Annotated in this window: 24 protein-coding genes, 1 tRNA gene and 1 pseudogene; 12 read left to right on the top strand and 14 right to left on the bottom strand. The window is 68.5% G+C overall.

Translation table 11 applies throughout. From position 1 onward, the window contains the following. The first annotated feature begins 28 nt into the window (after positions 1-28). Both FKO37_RS05845 and FKO37_RS05840 read left to right on the top strand, forming a co-directional pair. A complete protein-coding gene (locus FKO37_RS05845) occupies positions 29-1,009 on the top strand; it encodes a metallophosphoesterase (RefSeq protein WP_051728629.1) in 981 nt (326 codons plus the stop codon). A gap of 29 nt (positions 1,010-1,038) precedes the next feature. Next, positions 1,039-1,112, top strand: a tRNA-Pro gene (locus FKO37_RS05840). Between the two features lie 406 nt (positions 1,113-1,518). Here the strand turns inward: FKO37_RS05840 and FKO37_RS05835 are convergent. Beyond that, on the bottom strand, positions 1,519-2,262 hold the full coding sequence (locus FKO37_RS05835; RefSeq protein ID WP_037808415.1) for a methyltransferase domain-containing protein: 744 nt from the start codon (positions 2,260-2,262) through the stop codon (positions 1,519-1,521). Positions 2,263-2,301: 39 nt separating this feature from the next. Here FKO37_RS05835 and FKO37_RS05830 point away from each other — a divergent pair, with 39 nt between their 5' ends. After that, the gene (locus FKO37_RS05830) at positions 2,302-4,149 is read left to right on the top strand and encodes a prolyl oligopeptidase family serine peptidase (protein WP_238603920.1); all 1,848 of its coding nucleotides are present in this window, start codon (positions 2,302-2,304) and stop codon (positions 4,147-4,149) included. A gap of 37 nt (positions 4,150-4,186) precedes the next feature. Here the strand turns inward: FKO37_RS05830 and FKO37_RS05825 are convergent, their stop codons facing one another. From FKO37_RS05825 to FKO37_RS05805, 5 genes are all read right to left on the bottom strand, one after another. Then, positions 4,187-4,813 (bottom strand): TIGR03085 family metal-binding protein, encoded by a 627-nt coding sequence (locus FKO37_RS05825; protein ID WP_037808421.1) that lies wholly within the window; start codon positions 4,811-4,813, stop codon positions 4,187-4,189. 27 nt (positions 4,814-4,840) lie between these two features. Then, positions 4,841-6,232: a glutamate decarboxylase gene (locus FKO37_RS05820; RefSeq protein ID WP_238603919.1), complete on the bottom strand. Its 1,392-nt coding sequence runs from the start codon at positions 6,230-6,232 to the stop codon at positions 4,841-4,843. Positions 6,233-6,327: 95 nt separating this feature from the next. Further along, positions 6,328-6,804 (bottom strand): DNA starvation/stationary phase protection protein Dps, encoded by a 477-nt coding sequence (gene dps / locus FKO37_RS05815; protein WP_037808424.1) that lies wholly within the window; start codon positions 6,802-6,804, stop codon positions 6,328-6,330. A 26-nt stretch (positions 6,805-6,830) separates the two neighbouring features. Then, entirely contained in the window at positions 6,831-7,253 is a 423-nt protein-coding gene (locus FKO37_RS05810; RefSeq protein WP_009084505.1) for an organic hydroperoxide resistance protein, read from the bottom strand. A gap of 132 nt (positions 7,254-7,385) precedes the next feature. Further along, the gene (locus FKO37_RS05805) at positions 7,386-7,958 is read right to left on the bottom strand and encodes an NADPH-dependent FMN reductase (RefSeq protein ID WP_238603918.1); all 573 of its coding nucleotides are present in this window, start codon (positions 7,956-7,958) and stop codon (positions 7,386-7,388) included. A 185-nt stretch (positions 7,959-8,143) separates the two neighbouring features. On the opposite strand from FKO37_RS05805, the gene FKO37_RS05800 reads away from it, so the two are divergent. Further along, on the top strand, positions 8,144-9,196 hold the full coding sequence (locus FKO37_RS05800; protein WP_134728525.1) for an alpha/beta hydrolase: 1,053 nt from the start codon (positions 8,144-8,146) through the stop codon (positions 9,194-9,196). Between the two features lie 382 nt (positions 9,197-9,578). On the opposite strand, the gene FKO37_RS05795 is transcribed toward FKO37_RS05800, so the two are convergent. Continuing rightward, entirely contained in the window at positions 9,579-10,136 is a 558-nt protein-coding gene (locus FKO37_RS05795) for a hypothetical protein (protein ID WP_037808428.1), read from the bottom strand. 671 nt (positions 10,137-10,807) lie between these two features. Here FKO37_RS05795 and FKO37_RS05790 point away from each other — a divergent pair. After that, positions 10,808-11,956: an MFS transporter gene (locus FKO37_RS05790; RefSeq protein WP_374204453.1), complete on the top strand. Its 1,149-nt coding sequence runs from the start codon at positions 10,808-10,810 to the stop codon at positions 11,954-11,956. Positions 11,957-12,028: 72 nt separating this feature from the next. Here FKO37_RS05790 and FKO37_RS05785 read toward each other — a convergent pair whose 3' ends face one another. The 3 genes and pseudogenes from FKO37_RS05785 to FKO37_RS05775 form a co-directional block, all read right to left on the bottom strand. Continuing rightward, entirely contained in the window at positions 12,029-12,406 is a 378-nt protein-coding gene (locus tag FKO37_RS05785) for a hypothetical protein (protein ID WP_037808429.1), read from the bottom strand. Positions 12,407-12,463: 57 nt separating this feature from the next. Next, complete coding sequence (locus tag FKO37_RS05780; RefSeq protein ID WP_238608219.1) at positions 12,464-13,063, bottom strand: RtcB family protein; 600 nt, start codon at positions 13,061-13,063, stop codon at positions 12,464-12,466. Between the two features lie 816 nt (positions 13,064-13,879). Beyond that, positions 13,880-14,680, bottom strand: a pseudogene (locus FKO37_RS05775) (RtcB family protein); the annotation flags it as partial. Positions 14,681-14,855: 175 nt separating this feature from the next. On the opposite strand from FKO37_RS05775, the gene FKO37_RS05770 reads away from it, so the two are divergent. Together FKO37_RS05770 and FKO37_RS05765 are read left to right on the top strand one after the other, a co-directional pair. After that, positions 14,856-16,301, top strand: coding sequence for a M48 family metalloprotease (locus FKO37_RS05770; RefSeq protein ID WP_238603917.1), 1,446 nt, complete (start codon positions 14,856-14,858; stop codon positions 16,299-16,301). A gap of 262 nt (positions 16,302-16,563) precedes the next feature. After that, entirely contained in the window at positions 16,564-17,238 is a 675-nt protein-coding gene (locus tag FKO37_RS05765; protein WP_238603916.1) for a hypothetical protein, read from the top strand. A 48-nt stretch (positions 17,239-17,286) separates the two neighbouring features. Here the strand turns inward: FKO37_RS05765 and FKO37_RS05760 are convergent, their stop codons facing one another. Both FKO37_RS05760 and FKO37_RS05755 read right to left on the bottom strand, forming a co-directional pair. Beyond that, positions 17,287-18,327, bottom strand: a complete 1,041-nt coding sequence (locus tag FKO37_RS05760; RefSeq protein WP_037808435.1) for an aspartate-semialdehyde dehydrogenase — start codon at positions 18,325-18,327, stop codon at positions 17,287-17,289. Further along, on the bottom strand, positions 18,327-19,592 hold the full coding sequence (locus tag FKO37_RS05755; RefSeq protein WP_037808437.1) for an aspartate kinase: 1,266 nt from the start codon (positions 19,590-19,592) through the stop codon (positions 18,327-18,329). Before FKO37_RS05755 ends, FKO37_RS05760 begins: the two co-directional genes overlap by 1 nt. Before the next feature lie 236 nt (positions 19,593-19,828). Here FKO37_RS05755 and FKO37_RS05750 point away from each other — a divergent pair, with 236 nt between their 5' ends. From FKO37_RS05750 to FKO37_RS05740, 3 genes are all read left to right on the top strand, one after another. Then, a complete protein-coding gene (locus FKO37_RS05750) occupies positions 19,829-20,419 on the top strand; it encodes a nitroreductase family protein (RefSeq protein WP_037808439.1) in 591 nt (196 codons plus the stop codon). 107 nt (positions 20,420-20,526) lie between these two features. Then, complete coding sequence (locus tag FKO37_RS05745; protein WP_238603915.1) at positions 20,527-21,183, top strand: hypothetical protein; 657 nt, start codon at positions 20,527-20,529, stop codon at positions 21,181-21,183. A gap of 70 nt (positions 21,184-21,253) precedes the next feature. After that, positions 21,254-21,904 (top strand): hypothetical protein, encoded by a 651-nt coding sequence (locus tag FKO37_RS05740; RefSeq protein WP_238603914.1) that lies wholly within the window; start codon positions 21,254-21,256, stop codon positions 21,902-21,904. 7 nt (positions 21,905-21,911) lie between these two features. Here the strand turns inward: FKO37_RS05740 and FKO37_RS05735 are convergent, their stop codons facing one another. Then, positions 21,912-22,289 (bottom strand): hypothetical protein, encoded by a 378-nt coding sequence (locus tag FKO37_RS05735; protein ID WP_037808446.1) that lies wholly within the window; start codon positions 22,287-22,289, stop codon positions 21,912-21,914. A 244-nt stretch (positions 22,290-22,533) separates the two neighbouring features. On the opposite strand from FKO37_RS05735, the gene leuA reads away from it, so the two are divergent. Together leuA and FKO37_RS05725 are read left to right on the top strand one after the other, a co-directional pair. Continuing rightward, a complete protein-coding gene (gene leuA / locus FKO37_RS05730) occupies positions 22,534-24,318 on the top strand; it encodes a 2-isopropylmalate synthase (RefSeq protein WP_238603913.1) in 1,785 nt (594 codons plus the stop codon). Positions 24,319-24,435: 117 nt separating this feature from the next. Then, the gene (locus FKO37_RS05725) at positions 24,436-25,410 is read left to right on the top strand and encodes a YafY family protein (protein ID WP_238603912.1); all 975 of its coding nucleotides are present in this window, start codon (positions 24,436-24,438) and stop codon (positions 25,408-25,410) included. Here FKO37_RS05725 and FKO37_RS05720 read toward each other — a convergent pair. Further along, the gene (locus FKO37_RS05720; protein WP_238603911.1) at positions 25,401-26,318 is read right to left on the bottom strand and encodes an SDR family oxidoreductase; all 918 of its coding nucleotides are present in this window, start codon (positions 26,316-26,318) and stop codon (positions 25,401-25,403) included. The genes FKO37_RS05725 and FKO37_RS05720 overlap by 10 nt on opposite strands. Positions 26,319-26,420: the final 102 nt, after the last annotated feature.

The following is a 26,420-nucleotide window of genomic DNA, read 5'->3' as shown; positions in this document are numbered from 1 at the left end:
GGATGGCCGAACACGTATCCTCGAACATGTGAGCACGCTCGGTAACGCCAGTCCGCCCGGGGGCACCGCGAAGCGGTTTGCCGTAGGGACCATCGCCCTCGGGGCCGCCACTCTCGGTTACGCCGTCGGCATCGAACGCCGCCGCTACACCCTGCGGACCGCCGAGTTGCCCGTGCTCGCGCCCGGTACGCCGCCGTTCACCATCCTGCACGTCTCCGACCTGCACATGCTCCCCGGTCACCAGGCCAAGCAACGCTGGGTCGCCGCGCTCGACGAGCTCGAACCGGACCTCGTCGTCAACACCGGCGACAACCTCTCCCACCGCACCGCGGTCCCCTCCGTGCTCCGCGCGCTCGGCCCGCTGCTGGACCGGCCGGGGCTGTTCGTCTTCGGCAGCAACGACTACTACGCGCCCAAGCCCAAGAACCCCGCGCGCTACCTCATGCCGCGCGGCAAGAAGAAGCGCATCCACGGCACCCAGCTGCCCTGGCGCGACCTCCGCGCCGCCTTCGTCGAACACGGCTGGGTCGACCTCACGCACGTCCGCCGCACGGTCGACGTCGGCGGCCGCGCCGTCTTCGCCGCCGGTGTCGACGACCCGCACCTCCACCGCGACCGGTACTCCGACATCGCCGGACCCGCCGACACCACCGCGGCCGTCCGCATCGGCGTCACGCACTCCCCGGAGCCGCGCGTCCTCGACACCTTCGCCACCGACGGCTACGACCTCGTCCTCGCCGGCCACACCCACGGCGGGCAACTCCGCATCCCCGGCTACGGCGCGATCATCACCAACTGCGAACTCGACCGCAGCCGCGCCCGCGGCGCCTCCCGCTGGGGCGCCCGCATGTGGCTGCACGTCTCCGCCGGACTCGGCACCTCCCCCTACGCCCCCGCCCGCTTCGCCTGCCCGCCCGAAGCGAGCCTGTTGACGCTGGTCCCGCGCGGATCCGGGGCCTCCGACCCCCGCAAACCAGCCCCGCGTAAAGCCGCGAAACCCGTCCGCTAGACTTACTCTCGACCCGCTAAGCAGTACATCGGGGTGTGGCGCAGCTTGGTAGCGTGCCTCGTTCGGGTCGAGGAGGTCGTGGGTTCAAATCCCGCCACCCCGACGCATGAAGGCCGGGTAGTCACGAGATCGCGACTACCCGGCCTTCATAGTTTCGCCGCCTTCCCTGGTTCGCCCGATGACCGGCAGTGGCCTTGCCCGGCCGGTCCGGAGCTCCCGGCGCAGTGTTCGTCCTTGATCGCCTGCTCCCCGTGCCGATCGCGAAGTCACGATCCGGGCGTACTCGGAAAGCAATTGCCTTTCTGAGGCAGTGCGAAAATGCGCGGCTCAATTTATCGGCCACGGTATCGTGCCGAAATGCCAGACGACAGCCGGAACTTCCGGACTGCGAGAACGGTAATCCTGGTTCTCGGGCTGGCACTGATCGCATGGGGAATCGGCGCGGTGTGCGGGCTTGTTTTGCGTTGCGCTCGGGGCGATACCCGTCGTTCTCGCGGCAGCGGGTGTGTTCAGCACGTAGCGGTCAGCTCTTGCCAGCACTGCTGAAAGTCCCCCACGGCGGCGGTTCTTGCCCAGGACCAGGCGGAACGAGCCGCGGAGGTCAGTTGGTCGCGCTCGTTCGCGCCGGATTCCGACAGGGCGACGGCCAGCCGGGATTCCATGTAGGCGGCCAAGGATCGGTAGGACAGGTCTTCCCGGAAACGGGCGCGCTCGACGATGTCGGTGAATCCGGCGTCGGCGACGTGGGCGGCGATTGCGCGTCCCGCGAAAGGGTCGCCGCCCGCGCGGCGGCGCACGAGGTAGTAGCCGCGCAGTGCGGCGTCCACGTTTGCTGTTCTGGGCCGGATTTTCGCGCGGCTCCAGTCCGGCGCGGCCAACGCCAGCCTGCCTCCAGGGCGCAGGATGCGGCGGATTTCGGTCAGAGCCGCGTGCGGGTCGGACAGATGCTCGAAGAGCGAATGAGAGAACACCACGTCGATCGATGAAGCCGCAAAGGGAAGTGCGTAGACCGCACCCGCCACATAGTCCGCTGTGGACGGCAAAGCCGGTTCCGGGGGACAGACGTCGACGCAGACCACCCGCACGGCCGGGGTCAGGGCACTGAGAAGCGAACCTTGGCCGCAGCCCAGGTCCAGGACTCGTGCGCCTGGGGTGAAGAGTGATCGGGCGAACGCGGCGCGGTCACTCGCTGTGCGCGTGTTCATCGTCGACAGCGCGTCTTGGGCGTAGCCCGGCGCGTAACCCTCCAGCACCCCGCACAGAGTACGGGTGGAAGGTGGCAGGATCGAGGGGTGAGCACGCAGTCAGGCAACCAAAATCCGCCCGCGGTGGTCCCGGACCGCCTGTTCGACGACCCCGAAGCCGAAAAGCGCTGGCTGGCGCGGTTCCACGCGCCGCGCATCTCGGTGCCCGAGTGGGCCCGCGACGCGCCTGAGGCCAACGTGTACGTCTCCAACGCCAGTGGCGTATGGGAGGTTTACGCGTGGGACCGGGCCACCGACAGTCACCGGCGCGTCACCAACCGGCCCAACGGCACCCTGCACGCGACGCCCTCGCCCGACGGAACAGCCATCTGGTGGTTCGACGACACCGACGGCGACGAGTTCGGGTCCTGGCGCACCCAGCCGTTCGACGGCGACAGTTCCGCGGCGGTCAAAGCACTGCCCGATATTCACGACGGTTACCCGGCCGGTCTGGAAATCGGCCAGCGGGTGATCGCGGCCGGCGTTTCGACCGACGACGGCAGCGAACTGTTCGCGAAAATCGACGGCGTGACCGAGCGGTTTTATCAGCACGCGGACGACGCGGGGATCGCGTCGATGTCGCGTGACGAAAGCCTGCTCGCCATTTCCCATTCCGAGCACGGGGATTCCCGGCACCCGGCGTTGCGCGTGCTGTCCACCGACGGGTTCGCCACCGTCGCGGAGAAGTGGGACGGCGAAGGAAAAGGCTTGCAGGCACTGGAGTTCTCGCCGCTGCCGGGCGACCAGCGCGTGCTGGTCCTGCACGAACGCCGCGGCCGCGAAGAACTGCTGGTGTGGGACGTGCAGGCGGACACCGAAACCGAACTGCTGATTGATTTGCCCGGCGAGGTCGTCGCGGACTGGTATCCGGACGCCCGCGCGTTGCTCGTCGTGCACTTCCACGAGGCGCGCAGTTCGTTGTACCGCTACGACCTCAACACCGGCGAACTGTCCGCTGTGGACACTCCGGCGGGACGGATCGGCGGCGCGGGCGTGCGGCCGGACGGGACCATCGAGTACTCGTGGTCCAGCGCCGCGGAGCCCGCCGCGGTCCGTGCCCGCGCGGCCGACGGCACCGACTCGGTCCTGCTGACGCCGCCCGGCGAGCGCGCACCGCGTTCGTCGCCGGTCACCGACGCGTTCGTCGAGGGCGTCGGCGGCCGGATCCACGCGCTGGTTTCCCGTCCGGCGAATGCTCCCGAAGGCCCGTTGCCGACGGTGTTCTCGCTGCACGGCGGCCCGCACGCGGCCGACGAGGACCGGTTCTCCGCCTACCGCGCGACCTGGCTGGACGCCGGATTCGCCGTGGTCGAGGTGAACTACCGCGGCTCCACCGGCTACGGCTCGGCGTGGCGCGACGCCATCGAAGGCCGCCCTGGCCTGACCGAACTGGAAGACGTCGCGGCGGTGCACGACTGGGCAGTCGAAAGTGGACTGTCCGATAAGGACAAGTGCGTCGTGAACGGCGCTTCGTGGGGCGGATACCTGACCCTGCTGGCGCTGGGCACCCAGCCGACCCGATGGGCCGCCGGCGTCGCGGGCGTGCCGGTGGCCGACTACGTGGCCGCGTACGAGGACGAGATGGAGCAGCTGCGCTCGTTCGACCGCGCCCTGTTCGGCGGCTCCCCGGCGGACGTACCCGCGGTGTACCGCGAGTGCTCGCCGCTGACGTACGTGGACGCGGTCGCCGCCCCGGTCCTGATCCTGGCCGGCGACAACGACCCGCGCTGCCCGATCCGGCAGATCGAGAACTACCTGGACCGCCTGGCCAAGCGCGACGCACCGCACGAGTTCTACCGCTACGACGCCGGGCACGGCTCGCTGGTGATCGCCGAGACGATCAAGCAGACGTCCATCGAGGTGTACTTCGCCTTGCGGGCATTGGGAATGCGCTGACGGTTCGGGCCGCCCAGGGTCTACTGGGCGGCCCGGATCACAGCCCGCGCTTGGCGCCCTTCAACTGCGCCACCGCGGCATCGTCACCCTCGTAAGTCACCTGCACCGCGTCCCGCCCGAAGACGAAAAGCAGCAGTTCCACCGGCTCGCCCACCACCGTGACCACCGGGGCGCCCGACTTCACCGAAGCCGACTGGCCGTCCGGGGTCCGCAGCACCACCCCGACCGGGGACTTGCGCAGGTTCAGCTTCGCCGTCCGCGTCGCCAACCGCCACGCCGCCCCGTCCCGCGACGGATCGGCCGGGCGCGGGGTCCAATCCGGTTGTGCCCGGCGGACATCCTCGTGGTGCACCAGGAACTCGGCGCTGTTCGTCGCCTCGTCCACCGGCCCGATGGACGTCGGCCAGAACCGGGACGGGCCGCGGCGGACCTGGGCTACCAGGTCGTCCCACGGACGCGCCGCGACGCCGTCCTGCACCTTCTGCGTGTGCCCGGCCAGCGCGGGCACGACGATTCCCGGCATCGCGTCCGGCCGGTGCTCCCGCACGACCAGGTGCGCGGCGAGGTCCCGCGTCTGCCAGCCCTCGCACAGGGTCGGGGCATCCGGGCCGAGCTGCTCGAAGAGGTCGCTCAGCGCTTGGCGTTCGTCTTTGGCAAGGCCCATGTCAGCCAGGTTACTCGCTAGTAGCAGTTAGTGGTGGAATCCGGTCGATGTGGCTGGGTCGTGCTGCGGGGACGGCTGCCGGTTCAATTCCGGAAGTATCCGCTTCAGGTCGCCGAGCAGCAGGTCAGCCAGGTCGTGGGTGAAGCCGTTGCGGACGACGACGCGGAGGACCGCCAGGTCGGTGCGGTTGTCCGGGAACGTGTACGCGGGCACGAGCCAGCCGCGTTCGCGGAGGCGGCGGGACACGTCGAAGACGTCGAACGAGGTGATGTCCGAACGGGTGGTGAAGGCGAATACCGGCAGCTGGTCGCCGCGGGTGAGCAGTTCGAACGGCCCCAGTTTGGAGATCTCCTCGGCCAGGTAGGTCGCCACGTCGCGGGAAGCTTGTTGCACCACACGGAAACCTTCGCGGCCCAGCCGGACGAACGTGTAGTACTGCGCGGCGACTTCCGAACCGGGGCGGGAGAAGTTGAGCGCGAAGGTCGGCATGTCGCCGCCGAGGTAATTGACGTTGAACACCAGTTCCTCGGGCAGCGCCGCCTTGTCGCGCCACACCACCCAGCCGACTCCGGGGTACACGAGGCCGTATTTGTGCCCGGAGGTGTTGATCGACGCGACGCGCGGCAGCCGGAAGTCCCACTCCAGGTCCTCGTCGAGGAACGGGGCGATCATCGCGCCGGACGCGCCGTCGACGTGCACCGGAATGTCCCAGCCGGTTCGCTCCTGCAGCGCGTCGAGGGCGGACGCGACCTCGGCGACCGGCTCGTAACTGCCGTCGAAAGTCGAGCCGAGGATCGCGACGACGCCGATGGTGTTCTCGTCGCAGAGCTTCACCGCTTCTTCCGCGGACAGGTGGTACCGGTCGCCCTGCATCGGCACCAGGCGCGGCTCGACTTCCCAGTACTCGCAGAACTTTTCCCAGCACACCTGGACGTTGATGCCCATCACCAGGTTCGGCTTCCCGGTGCGGCCCAGTTTCGACCAGCGGCGCTTCAACGCCATTCCGGCGAGCATGCAGGCCTCGGACGACCCGGTGGTCGAGCAGCCCATGATGTCGGCGGGATCCGGCGCGTGCCACAGGTCGGCGAGGATGTTGACGCAGCGCCGCTCGAGTTCCGCGGTCTGCGGGTACTCGTCCTTGTCGATCATGTTCTTGTCGACGCATTCGGCCATCAGCTCGCGCGCCTGCGGCTCCATCCACGTCGTGACGAACGTGGCGAGGTTGAGCCGCGCGTTGCCGTCGAGCATCAGCTCGTCGCGCACCAGCTGCAGCGCCGTGTCCGGCGGCAGCGAATCGTCCCGCAGCCGGTCGCGCGGCATCGTGAAGTCCGCGGCGAGCGCCGGATTGCTCCCCGCGTACAACGGATTCGTGCCGGTCTTCCGGTCTGCCCGATCTTGTTTCCCCTGATGCAGCACCATGTCAGCGAACCTACTGCCGGGCGCCCGCGACGACCACCGGATGAACGAAAAGCCGCCCGCGACAAGGCGGACGGCTTTTCGTCAGGCGGAGCGGATCAGGCCTGCTGCGCCTGCCACATCCAGTGCGCCTCTTCCAGCGCGCGGGTGATCTCGATGAGCAGGTCCTGCGTCACGAGGTCGCTCTTGTCGGTCTCGTCGATGCGCTTGCGGAGCCGTTCGATCAGCGCCGCGAGCGTGTCGACGATCGCCGCGATGGTCGATTCGACGGACTGCCAGTTGTCCGGGTACTCCGGCGCACCGGAGGTCGCCACGACGGTTTTCGCCTTGCCGTTGGGCGAAACCCCGATCGCGGCGGCGCGCTCGGCCACCTCGTCGACGTACTGCCGCGCGGTCGACACCAGCTCGTCGAGCTGCAGGTGCGCGCTGCGGAAGTTCTGGCCCACTACGTTCCAGTGCGCCTGCTTCGCGATCAGCGAGAGGTCGATCAGGTCGGCGAGCGTCGCTTGCAGCGCGTTGCCGGTGATCTCCTTGTCGGATTCGGAAAGCGGGCTCTTGATCGGGGAAGTGGTCATCTCGGGTGTCCCTCCTCTGTCTTGGGTCAGACGGTGGTGGTCAGCTCCACCTCGATGTTGCCGCGGGTCGCGTTGGAGTACGGGCAGACCTGGTGCGCCTGCTCGACCAGCTGGTCGGCATCGGCCTTCGCCAAACCGGGCAGCGAAACGTCAAGGCGCACGCCGAGCTGGAACCCGACATCCTTCTTGAACACGCTCACCGAACCGGTCACCGTCGCGGCGGGCAGCGCGACCTTCGCCTGCCGGGCCACGGCCTGCAGCGCGCTCAGGAAGCACGCGGAGTACCCCGCGGCGAACAGCTGCTCCGGATTGGTCTTGTCGCCGCCGGGACCGCCCATCTCCTTGGGGATCGCCAGCGACTCGTCCAGCACGCCGTCCGAGGACGTCACGTCGCCGTTGCGGCCTTCTCCTCGCGCGGTCGCGACGGCGGTGTAAATCGGCTCGGCCATGCGTGTTACCTCCTCATCGGGACGCCTCCGGAGTCAGCGTCGCAATGAGTTCAACGCCCCGCATCCGCGGAACCGTGCCCCGGCATGGCAGTCATCACCCCGGGAATAACCGGGATTCGAGGAGGGGAAACCTCAGAGTGAGCGAAGCAACGCGTGCTCCGCGACCTGCTCCCCGATGAGCCGCAACGTACGGACGCTCTTCTCGTCGGACGCGCCGCCGCCCTCGTCGAATTTCGTCTCGGCGGAATTGATCGAACCACCCAGCGGGGTGGACCAGCCGCGCAGCGCGTGCGTGATCGTGCGGAGCTGTTCGAGCGTGGTGACCGCGGCCTGCCAGCCGTACGCGACGGCGGCGAGACCCACCGCGCGGCCGTCGAGGTACGGGCGGGTGTCCTCGCGGAGGTCTTCGATGTAGTCCAGGGCGTTCTTGACCAGCCCGGACAGCCCGCCGTGGTAACCGGGCGAGACGACGATGAGCCCGTCCGCCTGGCGCACGCCCTCGATGAGCTTGCGCGCGCGTTCGTCCCGCTCCGGGGTCGCGGTGTCGTAGAACGGCAGGACCAGCTCCGGGCCCGGGATCAGCTCGGTCACGACGCCGCGTTCCTCGGCGGCGGCGAGCGCGATGCGCAACGCGCGCTCGGATTGCGAGCCCTCGCGCAGCGAGCCGCCAATGCCCAGCACCTTGACCTTTTGTCCCGAAGTCACTTCCGACCTTCCTCCCCACCACCACCCTCAACGGAGTGGCTGCGCCACGCTGGCCTGTTTTGAGGCTAACCCCTCCACCTAACTGGAGGACCAGGATCTGAGACGGAGGCCTGGGTCACACACCGACTGGACCAACGTACCTACTGGCAAGTAACCTCGGCTCATCCGGCGTTCGAGGAGGAACGATGGCCATTCCGCTGCAGATCCGCGCCCAGGCTGCCGCCGCGCAGTTGCTGTTTTGGCTGCCCAGGCCGGTGCGCAGGCTGATCGCCGGAGCACCGCTGCGGCTGGACGGCCAGGAGCTCGCCCTCGACGCCCAGTTGCTGCTGCGGTTGCAGAAGCTCTCCGGTGCTTCGCTGGTCAACGGGTCGGTCGAGCGGTCCCGGGCGCTGCTGGAAGCGAGCCAGCACCTGGTCAACGGCAAACGGATCGACCCGGTCGCGACCCGCGACGTCGCCATCCCGTCCGGCGACGCGTCCCTCGAAGCCACCCTCTACACCCCGGCCGGCCTGCCGGAACCGTCGCCGCTGCTGGTGTTCTTCCACGGCGGCGGATGGGTCATCGGCAGCCGGGCCACGCACGACAACGCCGCGCGCTACCTCGCGAAACACGCCGGGGTCCGGGTGCTGTCGGTGGAGTACCGGCTCGCGCCGGAATGCCCGTTCCCCGGACCGGTGGAGGACGCGCTGGCCGCGTTCGACTACGCGCACGCCAAGGCGGCCGACCTCGGCGCGGACCCGGACCGGATCGCGGTGGGCGGCGACAGCGCGGGCGGCAACCTGTCCGCCGTCGTCGCACTGGAGGCGACCCGGCGGGGCGGACCGGCCCCCGCGTTCCAGCTGTTGATCTACCCGGCGGTCGACTTCACTACGCGACGCCGGTCTCGCGAACTGTTCGGCGAAGACCTCTTCCTCACCGACGAGGCGATGGTGTGGTTCGAGGGGCATTACGCGCCGGAGGGCGTCGACAAAGCCGACCCACGGATGTCGCCTTTGCTCGCGTCTGACCACAGTGGACTCCCGCCCGCCTACATCGTCACCGCGGGCTTCGACCCGCTGCGCGACGAAGGCGAGGCGTACGCGGAAAAACTGCGCGCGGCGGGAGTTCCGGTGGCGGTCAGCAGGCAGGCCGACCTGATCCACGGATTCCTCAACTTCGCCGGAGTGGGGACCCGGTTCCGCGAGGCGATCGCGGAGATGGCGGGCGCGCTGCGGGTGGGGCTCGCCAAGCGCTCGTGAGAGGGGTTGCCGGTTAGCACCGGGGCCTGGGCCCGGAGACGCTGCGAGCGGGCACGCCAAAGCGCTCGCGAGCGGGGTCGCCGGTCAGCACCGGCACCCGGACCGAACTCGGACGCATTGCGAACGAGGCACGCCAAGCACCCGCAAGGGACGTCGCCGGTCACACCGGTGCCCGAACGCTCTGCGAGCGGGCCATGCCAACCATCCGTCAGCGGCGTTCCCGGTCAACACCGGCACCCGAACGCGCTGCAAGCCGGGCTCGCCAACCGCCCGCGAACGGTGTTCCCGGTCAACACCCGGCACCCGAGCCCGGACATGGAACGGAGCCTGGCGCGGCGAACCGCACCAGGCTCCGGGCCTTTCCCCCTCCCCGTCAGGCCGTTCAGGTTCCCGGCACTGGCACCGGGGCGGGCACCGGCGGGGCCGGCAGCGGTGGCGTCGGCACCGGAAGCGGCGGTACCGGCACTCCGCCGAGCAGCCCGGCCAGCAGGCTGGTGACCGCGGCGAGCAGGCCCTTGACCAGGTCGCTCACCGCCTTGAGCGGTCCGGGCAGGTCCGGCAACGGCGGGATCGGCAGCGGCGGGATCTGCCGCGGCGTCGCAGTCGGGTCGCCGAGGAGCCGGTTGGACTCGTCCGCGCGGACCTTCGCCGCCGACGAGAGTTGCTGGGTTTCGGATTGGACCTGGTAGCGCTTGCCCGCCGCGATGTCGGCGAGCACCGGGCTGAGCCGGGTGAGGTCCGCCCTCGTCTTGGCGACATCGCCGGCGTACGCGACCTTGGTCAGGTCGTCCCGCATCTGCAGTACCTGCGCGGCGACGGCTTGAGTGGCCGAGGACCCCTTGCCGCCCGCCGGGCTCGCGGAGGCCATCCCCGAGGTGCCGACGGCCAGCAGACTGCCCGCGGCGACCACAGCGATGATCCGCCCGATCTTGCCTTTCATTCTTTACCTCCCTGGCCTCTGGGACCTGCCGGGTAAATCGATACCCGCCGTGTCGGCCCAACACCAGCCGATCACCGGATAGGGAGCTTTTCTAACCCTTACGTGCCGAATCCAAGAATCGGGAACCGGCCCGCAATTGATTAACGTGGACGGCTTGCGCGTCCCCCGACGATCACGGACCGCGGACCTGAATCTGACTCATAGTAGCCGGATTGCCCGAACGGCGGCATCGCTCACTCACACAGGCGTAGTTCGTGATCGATTACCTTCATCACCCTGTCGGGACGCGCGATCTCGCTCGTCCGACCGTGGGGGTCCCCCACGCACGCACCGCCGCCCGCATTCGGGTCCGCTCCCCTTTTTCCTGGGGACCTCCGCCGCCTCGACCGGGAAATCCCAAGGTCGGCGCGGAAATGTGAAAAACTGTTCGCGAATGGGCGGCGAGAATGCTTTTCCGTGCTGCCGATGAAGTTATCACCCAGGTCGCGCTCGCATTTTCCGGGTCCGCCGAACGCCTGCACGACACCCGGACGGGTGGCGGGTGCCGCTCAGCGAGTGTGACGAAAAGAAGTTGCACGCTCGTACCAACTCTTGCTCTCATGGGGTACGTGCCTTTTCAGCCTTATCGCCGCGTCCTGAGCGTCCCCGGCCTCCGCCCGTCGATGGCGCTGATGTTCTTCGCACGCGTGCCCATGACGATGACCGGCGTGACGCTGACGCTGTACGTCGTCAGCGGCCTCGGCCGGGGCTACGGCGCGGCCGGCGTCGTCGGCGCGGCGGTCACCTTGGGCATGGCGCTCGGCGCGCCGGTGATCGGGCGCACCATCGACCGGTACGGCCTGCGCCCGGTGGTCGCGGTGTGCGGGTTGTCGTCCACCGCGTTCTGGTTCGCGGCTCCGCACCTGTCGTACGGGGCGCTGGTGGTGTGCGCGCTGCCGGCCGGGGTGCTGTCGGTGCCCGCGGGCTCGCTGGCGCGGCAGATCCTCGCCGCGCTCGTGCCCGCCGACCAGCGGCGCGCGGCGTACTCGCTGGACACGATCCTGGTCGAGGCGTCGTTCATGATCGGCCCGGCGGCCGGGATCGCGGCGATCTCGCAACTGTCGGCGACGCTGACCTTGAGCGGCATCGGCACCATCTTCGGCGTCACCGCGCTGCTGATCTTCCTGCTCAACCCGCCGATCCGGAACGAGGACGAACTCGCCCCGGCCGGCACCGTGCGGCCGCCGCTGCGGTCCTGGCTCACCGGACGGCTGCTGGCGACCCTGCTGATCGCCGCCGGGACGCTGTTCTGCCTGGTCGGCACGGAGGTCGCGACGCTGGCCGCGCTGCGCTCGCACGGCGACGTCGGCTGGACCGGCCTGGTCATCGCGGTGATGTGCGCGGCGTCGATGATCGGCGGCATCGTGCACGGCGCGGTGCGGAAGTCGCTGCCGCAGGGGCTGCTGATGCTGCTGCTCGCGCTGCTGGTGATCCCGGTCGGGCTGGTGACGCAGCCGTGGTGGCTGCTGATGCTCGTGCTGATCCCGACGAACCTGGTCTGCGCCCCGACGCTCGCGGCCACCACGGAGGCGGTCAGCGAACTCGCGCCGCCCGCCGTCCGCGGCGAGGCGATGGGCCTGCAGGACGCGTCGACGCGGCTCGGGCTGGCCGCGGGGAGCCCGGTGGTCGGCTTCGCGATCGACCATTCGAGCCCGGCGTGGGGTTTCGCGGCGGCCGGATTCGGCGGGCTGGCGCTGGCGGCGCTGGGGCTGGTGTGGTCGCTGCGCCGGAGCTCGGTGCGAACCCCTTCGCTGGCGGCTGCTGTGCGGGCTCGCCGCTGAGCCTCACGTCGCCGGGCTCGGTCCGCGAGGCGGACGTCCGTGAAGGGGCCCTTCACGGATCTCTGCGAAGGGTCAGGTGCAGGCTTTGCGCAGCCCGTCGAGCTTTTCCAGGTTCCGTTTGGTCCACCGGGCGATCACCCCGGCGTCCTCGAGGTGTTCCTTCTGCACCTGGACGTACGAATCGGCCATGCCGAGCAGGGCGTTCTTGACGTCCTCTTCCTTGACGTCAGCCGCCAGCTCGCGCAGCCGCCGTTCCTTGTCCTGCGCGCGGGCCTTGAGCTTGTCGCCGTCCACCAACGGGTTCAGGTCCGCGAGGCCCAGCGCTTCGGTGCACGTGGAGACCTTGTCCACCGCTGAATTCGTCTGATTGACCGCCGAATCGACCTGGTCGCATCCGGCCAGCAACGTTCCGGCCGCGACCAAGGCGACCGCCACCCCCCAGCTCTTCATGCCTTCAGGGTAGCGGCTCCCGCGGGCGCACCGGCGCGATTCGCCCGCGGGAACCCCTCATCCCTTCACGCACACGACCTGCTTGAGGTGAGCGACCACCTCGACCAGGTCGGTCTGCGCCTGGATCACCGTCTCGATGTCCTTGTACGCGGCCGGGATCTCGTCGACGACCCCGGTGTCCTTCCGGCATTCCACGCCCGCGGTCTGCGCGGCGAGGTCGGCGGCGGTGAAGGTCTTGCGTGCCTTCGTCCGCGACATCCGCCGTCCGGCTCCGTGGGACGCGGATTCGAACGACGCGGTGTTGCCGAGTCCGCGCACGATGTACGAGCCCGTTCCCATGCTGCCCGGGATGATCCCGAGATCGCCGGAGCCGGCCCGGATCGCGCCCTTGCGGGTGACGAGCAGATCGACGCCGTCGTAGGTTTCCTCGGCGACATAGTTGTGATGGCAGTTGCCCGTGAGAATGTTCCCGTCGAGAGCGAATGAATGGGTGTCCTCGACTACGGCACAGAACACCTCCTCGATCTCATCGGTGGCACGCACAGCGCGGACTGTCCAGCCACGCCGTTCGACAGCATCGCGGTTGGCTTCCCAACGGGCCCGGTGCTCGTCGTGGATAAAGAACTCGGGCGTGAGATCAGCTCGCGACAGGCCCATCACAAACACCGGAGTGTCGACCGAGCCGAACCCAGTACGAACTCTCCGCCGGATCGGAAGCGTCCAGATACCCAGCGAGTCACACGCTTCCTTGAAGAACACTAGGTGCTGCCTGTTCGCGGACCAGATCGCAGGACGACCTGTCTTGCCTACCTCCCCGTCGGCCGCGAAGTAGCCCGCGAGCCACCCGTAAAGTTCTGCCGGCGGTCCATCGACACGAGGGTATTCACGCTTCCACTCGCGAGGAAGACCTCCGAGTCGCTTCATCGTCCCAACCACGACTCCCTCAGACCGAAGGGCTTGGACGTCGTCAGCGGTCACGTGCTTCTTCTTCGCCCCAGCGCTGCTGTACGTGTAGTAGTACGTCCGCACGCTCTCTGCTCGGTCAAAGAAGGGCAGAAGAGCTTCGTCCTTCTTCCCATAGAAGTCGGCATGCGCCATTCCGCGACCAGAAATGGATCCATCACCAAAGACGAATCCACGAGCGATCCCTTCGCGGGACGGCATCAGGCCGGGGCTGCGTGCTGGGAACACGTATGCGAGGCGGTCTCCGACCCGGAGACCTTCCGTTGTCGCCTCAGTCCGGTTGTGCGCCGTCTTCGGCCGCAGCAGCCAACGGTGTTCTCGGGTTGTGCGTATCGTCCGCTCCTCTCCGAAGCGACCAATTACCACCTCCCAGATCGGTTGCTGGCCGAAGGACCTCACCGGCGCCTTCACCCACTCGCCACCTTCGGTAAGCACCGTATGCACACCGCCCGACAGCTCCGAGATCGGACGGCTGCCCGCGTCGGTCATAACCATGGTTTCGGCGGCGAAGCACGAAACTGCGTCATCGAACGTCGTCCCCGGGATCACTTCCGCGACCGCGAGCTTCACCAGCGCGACCATGGTCGCCCGGTTCCGTGCCGCGTAGTCCTGTGCCCAGAAAAGGTCGCGCCGGTACGCCTGCATTTCCGGCGTGTCCGCGACGAACACCGACAGGTCGGGGTCCGGCAGATCGCGGTTGTGCGGCAGTTTCCGCGCGATCGCCATGTGCCGCTCAGCGAGTTCCTTGCCGATGTTGCGCGAACCCGAATGCAGCATCAGCCAGACCCGGCCCTCGTCGGAGCCGCCCTGTTCGAGGCAGACCTCGATGAAGTGGTTGCCGCCGCCGAGGCTGCCGACCTGCAGATGCGCGCGCTTGCGCAGGTCCTGGACCCCCTCGTGCAGGTCGCCGAACGCCTTCCAGAACGTGTCCCAGCCGCCGACGCCGTGCACCTTCGCGGTGTTGACCGGCGTCTTGTGCAGGCCGAACCCGACCGGCACCGCCGATTCGATCCGCTTGCGCAGCTTGCCGAGGTCGTCGGGCAGGTCGCTCGCGGTGAGCGAGGTCCGCACCGCGCTCATCCCGCAGCCGATGTCGACGCCGACCGCGGCCGGGGAGACCGCGTCGCGCATCGCGATGACGCTGCCGACCGTGGCGCCCTTGCCGTAGTGGACGTCCGGCATCACCGCGACGCCGTGCACCCACGGCAGGTTCGCGACGTTGCGCAGCTGCCGCATCGCTTGGTCTTCGACCGACGCGGGATCTGCCCACATCCGGATCGGAACCCGCGCGCCGTCCACTGCCGTGTACATGACTTTCCTTTCCCAGAACGAAGTTTGCCCGCTCAGCATCCGGCACTCGGGCGCTGGCGACAACGGGTTTTCGAACACCGGTGCATCGGTGAAACGAAATCGGCGCTTCCGTCGATAACGGCTCGGACGACCGGTTCGCCGAGGGTGCCGGTCTTGGGGAGGATTCCGTTTTTCCATGAGGTACTCATTGCGGGCGACGCTCGCGGTCTTGTTGCTGGCCGGGTTTCCGGTGCTGATGCTCGCCGTCGCCGGGGCGCTGATCTGGCTCGAGGTCGAGGCGTTCCACGGTCATCCGTTCACCGCGATACGGCTCGGCTTCCTCGCCGTTCCCGTGCTGTACGTGCTGGTCACCGCCCTGCTGACGTTCGAGCGGTCGCACGACGACGTCGACGGTGTGCTCGTCACGCCCGGCGAGCAGCCCGAACTGTGGGCGGCCGTCCGCGAGCTCGCTCAGGAGGTCGGCACCCGGCCGCCGGACGAGATTTACCTCGTTCCGCAGGTCAACGCGGCGGTGAACGAGGAGACGCACTGGGCGGGGCTGCGCGTGCGGCGGCGCCGGATGTTCATTGGCGCGCAGCTTTTCGCCGGGATGCGGGTCAGCCAGCTCCGGGCCATTCTCGGGCACGAGCTCGGCCACTACAGCAATCGCCACACCCGGTTCGCCGGCGCGACCTATCGCGGACGGCAGACGATCGGGCGAGTCGTGAACGGACTCAGCTCGGCTGGGTCCGGCCGGCTGGTGCGGCCGATCTTCACCGCGTACGCCGCCGTGTATTTCCAGGTCTCTGCGCGCGTGAGTCAGCAACAGGAACTCGCCGCCGACACCGATTCCGCACGCGTCGCCGGCAGCGCGGCCGCGGCCAGCGCGCTGCGCGAGGTCGAAGTCCTCGACACCGCCTGGTGGGTGTTCCTGAACGACTACGCGACGGTCGCCTGGTCCTCCGGCTATCTGCCGGCGCGGATGACCGAGGGCTACCAGCTGCTGCTCTCCGACGATCAGCGCGCGGAGGAAATGGCTTCCCTGCGGGAAAATCCGCCGTCGCGGCCTGCCTCGAAGTACGACAGCCACCCGCCGATGGCAGAACGGATCGCGCTGCTGGAAGCCGCTCCGGCCGTCCCGGTTCCGCCCGGCGGCGAGCGACCGGCGATGGACCTTCTCCACAACGGACCGGAGCTGCTCGATGCGGTACTGATCACCGGCTTCACGGAGGGAGTGTCCTCGAAGAAGAAGCTCGACTGGGCCAGCCTCGTCGACATCGGCGTGCGCGATTCGAATCAGGCCGAGGCGCTGCGGATCCTCCGCAGCCGCCGTCTCGACGATCTGCTGGACCTGCTCGACGCCGGACGCCTCGAGGAACTCGCCGACCCCACGGCTCCGCCGGAGGCCCGGGCGCGGCCGGAGCGCGAACTCTACCGAGCGCAAGTCCACTTGAGACTGTCCATTGTGCTGCACGCAATGCTCGCCAAAGCCGGTGCGGCGCACTGGGAACTGTCTTGGTCTGGACCAGCGAAGCTGGTGCTGGCCGAACCGTACGCCGCCGAACTGGATCCCGCCGTCGGCGCGGCGATCGACGGGGACACCGCTCCGCTCCGCGCGTTGCTCGCCCCGGTTCGTTCCTGAGAGGAAACCCTTTGCTGGGACTGATCAAGCTCTACACCGTTCCGCGGTGCACGCCGACGCGCTCACGAACGTGGCGTGGCAGATCCGCAGCGCGCGGGGGCGAAGTACGTCAGCGCGGAGCAATTCACGGGATTCCAGCGCGCGCCCTGCAGTATTGGTGTGACAAGTGGTTCGGCACCCACGATCTAATGTGGACCTTCGCCGAGGAGGGGACAAGCGCGTCGAAGCCGCGCTCGTCGAACTCCGGCGTGGCCCCTAAGCGGTGGAACAATTCCGCCACCTCGGCCGGAGCGCGTCCGGACGGGTGTGGTCGTACAGCGGTTACGGAGCCATTCACGAATTCCGGACGCGCCGCAACCAAGCCTGCCGGCTCGCCAAGCAGCGGGGACCGGTCCCGAACGACCAGTGGTCTCCTGGCCTGGTTCCCGAGCAAGAGGTGGTGTCCGAGGTGATCCCGTCCAGTCCATCCCAGCCGATGCCCGCGTCCGGCGAAAACGCGGAGCAGGAGGTGCGACGAGGAATCCGGTCGATGCGGTGGGCGATCGGCGGCCAGGCCGTGCTCTACCTGGCGCTCGCGGCGTTCGTCGGTTACCTGCTCGGGCTTGGCGGCACGTCGGGCACCGTGACCCTGCCGGTGACGATCCTGGTAATCAACTCGGCGCTGACCAGTGCGTTGGTGGTGTGCGCCGTCCTGCTGGGCAGGCGGCAGCGCGGGGTGATGCTCGCGCTCATCTGGCTCGAGTGCGGGTTCATGGCGATGCTGCTGCTCGGCGCGATCCTGTCGCTGGCCATGAGTTCCGGAGCCGGGGGCGGCGCGCCGGTCGGGCTGATCCTGTGGGGTTTCCTGATGCAGGCGGTGCTGCGCCCGTTGCAGAAGCCGGAGATCCGGGTCGCGTTCGGGCTGAAACCGATCAAGCCGCGGCAGAAGAAGAAGTGAAAACTGCCCGGTCCCTGGACAAGGGACCGGGCAGTTTCAGCGCGAAGCTCAGCGGTTCTGCGCCACCAGTTCGGCGATCTGCACGGTGTTCAGCGCCGCCCCCTTGCGGAGGTTGTCGGCGGAGACGAACAGCGCGAGACCGCGGCCGTCCGGGACACCCGGGTCGGTCCGGATGCGCCCGACGAGGCTCGGGTCGATTCCCGCGGCCTGCAGCGGCGTCGGCACGTCCGCCAGTTGCACGCCCGGCGCGTTCGACAGCAGTTCGGTCGCCCGCTCGACCGACAGCGGCCGTTCGAATTCGACGTTGATCGACAGCGAGTGCCCGGTGAACACCGGCACCCGGACGCACGTGCCGGACACCAGCAGCTCCGGGATGCCCAGGATCTTCCGGCTTTCGTTGCGCAGCTTTTGTTCCTCGTCCGTCTCGAACGTGCCGTCGTCCACAATGGACCCGGCCATCGGCAGGACGTTGAACGCGATCGGCGCGACGTACTTGGCCGGGGCCGGGAATTCGACCGCCGAACCGTCGTGCGTGAGCGAGGCCGCGCGCGAGGCGACAGCGTTCACCTGAGCGGCCAGTTCGTCGACGCCGGCCAGACCGCTGCCGGACACCGCCTGGTAGGTGCTCGCGATGATCCGCACCAGACCGGCTTCGTCGTGCAGCGGCTTGAGGACCGGCATCGCGGCCATGGTGGTGCAGTTGGGGTTCGCGATGATCCCCTTCCGCACGTCCTTGATCGCCTCCGGGTTGACCTCGCTGACGATCAGCGGCACGTCCGGGTCGCGCCGGAACGCCGACGAGTTGTCGACCACGATCGCACCCGCCTCGGCGAACCGCGGCGCCTGCTCGCGCGAGGTCGCACCGCCCGCGGAGAACAACGCGATGTCCAAACCGGACAGATCAGCGGTCGCCGTGTCCTCGACGGTGATTTCCTCGTCGCGCCACGGCAGCGTACGTCCCGCCGAACGGGCCGACGCGAAGTACCGGATCTGCTCGACCGGGAAATTCCGCTCGTCGAGCAGCTTGCGCATCACAGCGCCGACCTGGCCGGTAGCCCCGACCACCCCGACGCGAAGACCCTGCGCCATCAGCGACCACTCCCCGCGTAGACGACGGCTTCCTCGTCGCCGCCCAGTTCGAACGCCTCGTGGATCGCGCGCACGGCCTCGTCCAGCTGCGCGTCGCGGATCAGCACCGAAATGCGGATCTCCGAGGTGTTGATGATTTCGATGTTCACGCCCGCGTTGGCCAGCGCCTCGCAGAACGTCGCGGTGACGCCCGGGTGCGAACGCATCCCGGCTCCGACGAGCGACACCTTGCCGACGTGGTCGTCGTACAGCACGGACTCGAATCCGATCTCCGCCTTGATCTTCTCGAGTTCCTTGACCGCCTTGGCCCCGTTGGCCTTCGACAGCGTGAAGGTGATGTCGGTGCGGCCCGAGGACGTGCTGGACACGTTCTGCAGCACCATGTCGATGTCGATCTCGGCGTCGGCCACGACCCGGAAGATCTTGCCCGCGGCTCCGGCGTGGTCCGGCACGCCGGTCACGGTGATCTTCGCTTCCGAGCGGTCGTGTGCCACACCGGTGATCAGCGCTTGTTCCACGGGGATCTCCTCGATCGATCCGGCCACCGTGGTGCCCGGCTTGTCGCTGTAAGAAGAACGGACTCGGATCGGCACGCCGTAACGGCGCGCGTACTCGACCGAACGCAGGTGCAGGATCTTCGATCCGCTCGCCGCGAGCTCCAGCATCTCCTCGTACGGGATGGTGTCGAGCTTTTTGGCGTCCGGCACGATCCGCGGGTCGGCCGAATACACACCGTCCACATCGGAATAGATCTCGCACACGTCCGCGTTCAGCGCGGCGGCGAGCGCCACCGCGGTGGTGTCGGAACCGCCGCGGCCGAGCGTCGTGATGTCCTTGGTGTCCTGTGCCACGCCTTGGAAACCGGCCACCAGCGCGACGTAACCCTGCTCGAGCGCCTCGGTGACGCGGCTCGGAGTGACGTCGATGATGCGCGCGTTGCCGTGCACCGAGGTGGTGACCACGCCCGCTTGGGAACCGGTGAACGACCAGGCTTGCGCGCCCTGCGCGGAAATGGCCATCGCGACCAGCGAATTCGAGATGCGCTCACCGGCGGTGAGCAGCATGTCCATTTCCCGCTCCGGTGGAGCCGGGTTCACTTGCTGCGCCAGATCGAGCAGCTCATCAGTGGTGTCGCCCATCGCCGAGCACACGACGACCACGTCGTTGCCCGCCTTCTTGGTCGCGACGATCCGTTCTGCCACGCGCTTGATCCGGTCGGCACTTTCCAGCGACGATCCGCCGTACTTCTGGACCACGAGGGCCACGCCCGAACCTCCTTGACGGGCCGGGGCGTACTCCTTGGAGGGCACCGAGGAGCGCCCACGGCCCTTCATTTGGAGAAGAGCCTACCGGCGCGAACGGCGCTCGCCACCCCATCGAGTGGTCCGCCACGGCCCGTCAGGAGGGTTTGGAAGTAAATTTTCCTTAACGCCAGGGGAAAGCTCGAAGCCCTTCCTCCGGAGTGACGGAGAGCACTCCCCGGCCGTACTACCTTCGCCGCATGCGCAAACCAGCCGAGACGAGCGTCCCCGTCGCGCCGGCCATCGCCGAGCGGTGGAGCCCGCGGGCCTACGACGAGACCGCCGAAATCACCGGCGCCCAGCTGACCGCATTGCTCGAAGCCGCCAGGTGGGCGCCGTCTTTCGGCAACACCCAGCCGGCCCGCTACCTCGTCGGCCGCCGGGGCGATCCGGTGTTCCCCCGCATCCTCGCGACACTCAACTCCGGGAACCAGGCGTGGGCGTTCCGGGCGAGCGCGTTGCTGATCGGCGTGACGGTCACCACGAATGAGAAGGGCGAGGTGCCCTACGCCGACTACGGACTGGGTTTGGCGACCGAGAACCTCGTCCTGCAAGCGGTCGAACTCGGCCTGATCGCCCACCAGATGGCGGGCTTCTCGGCGGACGCGGTCCGCGCGGAGTTCGGCCTCCCGGACGAGGCGGTGGCCCGGGTCGCGATCGCCGTCGGATCTCCCGCCGACCCGTCCGTACTGGACGACCCGCGCCGGATCGAACGGGAACTGGCCCCTCGACGCCGGCTGCCGCTCGCGGAGTTCGTCTTCGGTGATCGATGGGGGTCTCCGGCACTGTGACCGTTTCGTGAGCAATCCGGGGAACCGGAGTCCCGCCGTTGAGGTCAGATAGACGCCAAACCGATCAGGCCGCTGATTCGGTGGGATTCTTCTCAAGGAGTGACGAAATGCGTACAGCGATGCCGGTTGCACTGGCGGTTTCCGCGACGGCGATGGCGTTCGCGCTGTCCGGGTGCTCCTCCGAGGACACCCCCGCCCCGCCGATCGCCACTCCGCCCGCTTCGTCCTCCGCGGCCGCACCGTCCTCCTCGGCCGCCGCTCCCGCCGGTGACTCCGCCTCCGCCGACTACACCAAGCAGGGCACGAAGCTGAAGATCGGCGAGAAGGCCGTGGTGCCGTTCAAGTCGCAGAAGATCACCGGCGCGATCGGCGTGACGGTGACCGGCATCGACAAGGGCGTGGAGGCCGACCTGGCCCCGCTGAAGCTCGGCGACCGGGCCAAGGGGATGACGCCGTACTACATCCAGGTCAAGGTCACGAACGAGACCGGCTCGGACTTCTCGTACAGCTCGCTGGGCCTGATGAACGGCCTGCTCGCGGATGGCACCGACGGCCCGCACGTGACGGTGATCGGCAAGTTCGAGAAGTGCGACCGCGGCAACTCCGGCAAGGCGTTCACCACGAAGGGCGCTTCGTACGACAGCTGCGTGCTGGCACTGGCCCCCGCTGGCACGGAGGTCAAGGGGGCTAGCTACACCGCGAGCACGTACCGGGACCTGGCGCCGAACACTGACTACGGCAAGGACGCCGTGACCTGGCAGTAAGCTGCGCGCGAGATCGTCGCGGGGGCGTCAGTCGCGGGACTGGCGCCCCCTTTCGCGTCCTGGGGGACTGATGTCTGGCAGAAGACCGATCGTGTTGGTGGCGGCGTTGGTTTTCGCGCTCTCCGGATGTACGAGCACGAAGACCGGGACAGCCGCTCCCGCCAGTACGGTCAGCCAGCCAGCGGCCAGTCCGGCGACGCCCGCGTCGAGCAGCTCGGCCGCGCCCGTCAAGGTCGAGTACACGAAGCAGGGCACGAAGCTCAAGATCGGCGAGAAGGCCGTGGTGCCGTTCAAGTCGCCGGTCGCGGGCCCTGGAGCCATCGGCGTCACCGTGACCGGCATCGACAAAGGCGACGCGGCCGACCTGACCCCGCTGAAGCTTGGCGACCAAGCCGCCGGGATGACGCCCTACTACGTGCGGCTGAAGGTGACGAACGAGTCCGGCACGGACTTCTACAGCACCTCGGTCGGCTTGATGTACGGCCTGCTCGAGGACGGTTCCAAGGCAGCGTTCGTGACGATCATCGGCACCTTCGAGAAGTGCGACAACGCCCGCGGCGGCCAGGACTTCTCCACCGTCGGCGCGACCTACGACAGCTGCGTGCTGGCACTCGCCCCGGAAGGTTCGACGGTGACCGGCGCGAAGTACAGCGACACGAATTACGTCGGACTGGCTCCGGACACCGACTACGGCAAAGCAGCGATCGTCTGGCAGCCGTGAGCCAGGCTCAGGCGCCCGCGCCCCCGACGCGCCGGATGATCTTCGCCAGGATTCCCGACACGATCAGCCAGAACACCGCCGCGATGCCGTAGTTCACCAGAACGCGCAGTTTCGCGTCGCTCGGCGTGAACAGGTCCTTGAAGCCGAGCGACAGTCCGTCGGCCCAGCCGCGGACGAACGAGACGATGCCGTTGCCCTGGTTTGCCTCGCCGATGACGAAAATCACGTGCAGCACCAGGACCGCGGCGAACAGCAGTCCGACCCAGCGCACCAGCGACGCGAGGAAGGACACCCCGCGCTCACGAGTGCGCCGCCAGTCCACCGGGGTGCGCTGGGGCCGCGCCTTCGCCTCGGTTTCCTGCGCTTCTTCCGCGTGCTCGCCCATGCCGGGCAGTCTGGCACGTCGTTTCGCGGCCCGCTACCCGCTAGTAACAGGTATCAGCCACCCGACGTAACAGTTCGATCGCGACGGGCGGCTTTCCTTTCGCGGCGTCGGGTGGTTACAGTGACCCCGTGGCGCGTGAACTCCTGCTTCGCTGCCGCGACGGGGCCTGATCTGACCGGCTCCTCGTCGCGGGGCTTTGTGGTGCCGGTCGTCCGCACCGATCCCTTCAGGAGAATTTCCCGCGATGAGCACCGACCCCCGCACCACTAACTCCCGTCTGCGCACGCCCTCTCGTCCCGCGCCCGCCGGACAGCCCTCGTGGAACCCGCAGCGCGGCACGTCCATGCCGGTCCACCGTTACCGCCCCTGGTACGACGTCGTCGAGAACATCGACGTACCCGACCGCACCTGGCCGGACAAGCGCATCGACCGCGCGCCGCTGTGGTGTGCGGTCGACCTGCGCGACGGCAACCAGGCGCTGATCGACCCGATGTCGCCCGCGCGCAAGCGCAAGTTCTTCGACCTGCTGGTCCGCATGGGCTACAAGGAGATCGAGGTCGGCTTCCCGGCCGCGTCGCAGACCGACTTCGACTTCGTCCGCGAGATCATCGAAGAGGGCGCGATCCCGGACGACGTGCACATCCAGGTGCTGACCCAGTGCCGCCCCGAGCTGATCGAGCGCACCTTCCAGGCGCTCGAGGGCGCGCCGCGAGCGATCGTCCACATTTACAACTCGACGTCGATCCTGCAGCGCCGCGTGGTGTTCCGCGAGGAGCGCGAGGGCATCAAGAAGATCGCGACGCAGGCCGCCGAAATGGTCGTCGAGCTGGCGGCGAAGCAGCCGGACACCGACTTCCGCTTCCAGTACTCGCCCGAGTCCTACACCGGCACCGAGCTGTCTTACGCGCTCGAGGTGTGCAACGCGGTCACCGAAATCTGGCAGCCGACGCCGGAGAAGCCGGTGATCCTGAACCTGCCGGCGACCGTCGAGATGGCGACGCCGAACGTCTACGCCGACTCGATCGAGTGGATGAGCCGCAACCTGGAGCGCCGCGATTCGGTGGTCCTGTCGCTGCACCCGCACAACGACCGCGGCACCGGCATCGCCGCCGCCGAACTGGGCTACCAGGCAGGCGCGGACCGGATCGAGGGCTGCCTGTTCGGCAACGGCGAGCGCACCGGCAACGTCGACCTGGTCGCGCTGGGCATGAACCTCTACAGCCAGGGCATCGACCCGCAGATCGACTTCTCCGACATGGACGAGATCAAGCGGACCGTCGAGTACTGCAACCAGCTGCCGGTCCCGGAACGCTCCCCGTGGGGCGGCGACCTGGTGTTCACCGCCTTCTCCGGCAGCCACCAGGACGCGATCAACAAGGGCCTCGACGCGATGAAGGACGCCGCGGACAAGAAGGGCGTCCCGGTCGACGAGCACCCGTGGGAGGTCCCGTACCTGCCGATCGACCCGAAGGACGTCGGCCGCACCTACGAGGCCGTGATCCGGGTGAACTCGCAGTCCGGCAAGGGCGGCGTCGCCTACATCATGAAGGCCGAGCACCAGCTGGACCTGCCGCGCCGGCTGCAGATGGAGTTCTCGAAGGTCATCCAGGCCTACACCGACACCGAGGGCGGCGAGGTCGACCCGGCCACCATGTGGCGCGCGTTCTCGGCCGAGTACCTGGAGTCGAAGACCCCGCTGGAGCTGATCAAGCAGCGGGTCACCGACAACGGCGGCGGCGAGTACGACCTCGAGGCCACGGTGAAGGTCGAGGGCGATGAGCACGAGATCACCGGCCGCGGCAACGGGCCGATCGCCGCGTTCTTCGACGCACTGTCCACTGTGGGCTACGACCTGCGGCTCCTGGACTACAGCGAGCACACGCTGAGCCCTGGCGACGACTCGCGCGCCGCGTCCTACATCGAATGCGCGATCTCCGACCGGGTGTTCTGGGGCATCGGCGTCGACCCGTCGATCGTCACCGCTTCGCTGCGGGCCGTGGTCAGCGCGGTCAACCGGGCCAACCGCTGACCCGAGCCTGATCGCCCCAATGCCACATTGGGTGCGTCACATGCACCCAATGTGGCATTCGGTGCGTCACATGCACCCAATGCGGCATTGGGGCGGTTCTGGGCGAGGGAGACGAGGATGCGAGCCGAGCGCCTGGTCGCGCTTCTCTTCACGCTGCACCGCAAACGCGCGGGCACCGTCGGGGAGCTGGCGGGCGAGCTGGGCGTGACCGAGCGGACGCTGCGGCGGGATCTCGCCGCGTTGCGCGAAGCCGGCGTGCCGCTCTGGAGTGAACCAGGGCGACACGGCGGTGTCCGGCTCGTCGACGGCTGGCGTTCGCGGCTCGACGGCCTCACTTCGCGGGAGGCCGTCGCGCTGCTGGCCCTCGACGTGCCGGACGCGCTGGCCGGGCTCGGGCTCGGCACTGCGGTGGCCGCGGCGCACGCGAAAGTGTCCGCGAGCATGCCGAAGCAGCTGCAGGAACAGGCCCGGACGGTCGCCGGGCGGTTTCATCTCGACGCCTCGGCCTGGTTCACCTCGCCGGACGACACGGGCGCGCTGCCCGCGGTCGCGAAGGCGGTGTGGACGCAGCAGCGGCTCGACGTGCGGTACCGGCGGCGCGACAAGGTCACCCGGCGGACGCTCGATCCGCTGGGGCTCGTGCTCAAAGCCGGGGTTTGGTACCTGGTGGCGCGCGTCGACGCCGACCTGCGGACGTATCGCGTCTCCCGGTTGACGGCGGTCGCCGAAACCGGGGAAACCTTTGCCCGGCCGGAGGAATTCTCACTCGCTGACTGGTGGCGCGCGTCGTCGGCGGAGTTCGAGAAAATGCCGCTGCCGTTGAAGGTGACGGCTCGGCTCGACCGGTCCGCGGCGGGGGCATTGCGGCGGGTTTTCGGGCCCGAGCACGTGAACGAGGTGCTGGTGTCGCTCGGCCCGAAGGACGCCGACGGGTGGGCCGAGGCCGAGTTCGCCATGGAGGGCAAGGAAGTCGCCGTCGGACAGCTGGTTTCCCTCGGCCCCGGCGTCGAGGTGCTCACCCCGCCGGAGATCCGCGCCGCGGTCGCGGAATTCGGTCAAGCGCTGGCTGATCGCAACAAGGATCAGCGGTAGCCGCTGGCGTCGGCGGGCTTTCCGGGTTCCTGCACCTCCTCGATGTACCGCCATGCGTCCGGACGGCTGCCGTCCACGTCGTCGATCTCGTAGATCTTCGCCAGCTGTCCGCTGGAAACGGTCTGTCCGGTCCAGCGGTGCCGGTCCGCGTCGGCGGCGAGCGCGACGACCGTGCGGCCGGAGAAGGTCGGCGATTCCGAGATCACGAAGTGCGGCTCCCGGACGGTCGCGTCGCGCCAGTTTTCCTCGGTGACCTCGAAAATCTCCAGCATCGCCTCCGAACGCAGCCAACCCGGCGTGAACGCGATCGCGGTGCACTCGTGCTTTTTGAGTTCGGCCGCCTCGCCGACCGCCAGGACGTTGATCGCCGCCTTGGCCAGGTAGTACGGCAGCGACGTGCCCTCGCGGTACTTCTGGTTGTACTCGGCGGTGCCGTCGGTCAGTTCGATCACCAGCCCGCCCGGACGCCGGATGACCAGCGGAAACAGATGGTGGCTGGTGATCAGGTGGGCATCGAGGGACAGCCGCATCATCCGCAGGCTCGCGTCCAGCGAGTGCTCCCAGACCGGTTTGCCCCACTCCAGGTAACGGTCGCCGCCCCAGATCCCGTCGACCAGGATGTCGAGGCCGCCGTGCTCGGCGTCGATCCGCTTGGCGAGCGCGGCGACCTCGTCGCTCACCAGGTGGTCGACCCGCAGCGCGGTTCCCTTGCCGCCCGCGGCTTCGATCCGCTCCAGAGTGTCCTCAATGGTCTCCGGACGGTCCACTTCGGACCGCCCGGCCCGCGTCGTACGACCGGTGACGTACACGTGCGCCCCGGCCCGGCCCAGCTCGACCGCGATCGCCCGGCTCGCCCCGCGCGTGCCGCCCGCCACGAGCGCGACCTTGCCCGCCAGTTCCCCGCTCATTTCGTTCGTCCTCTTCTCTCTCGGTGAACCACCAGCGTGCGCGTGAACCCTGACATCCTCTGTCCGGGTTCCGGAAATCTGTGTCCCGGCTGTGCCTTGCTG

It is taken from the genome of Amycolatopsis sp. Poz14, from assembly GCF_006704225.1.
GTDB lineage: Bacteria > Actinomycetota > Actinomycetes > Mycobacteriales > Pseudonocardiaceae > Amycolatopsis > Amycolatopsis nivea.
Note: the sequence above shows the minus strand (reverse complement) of the source record. Positions and strands in the feature narration are given on the sequence as shown.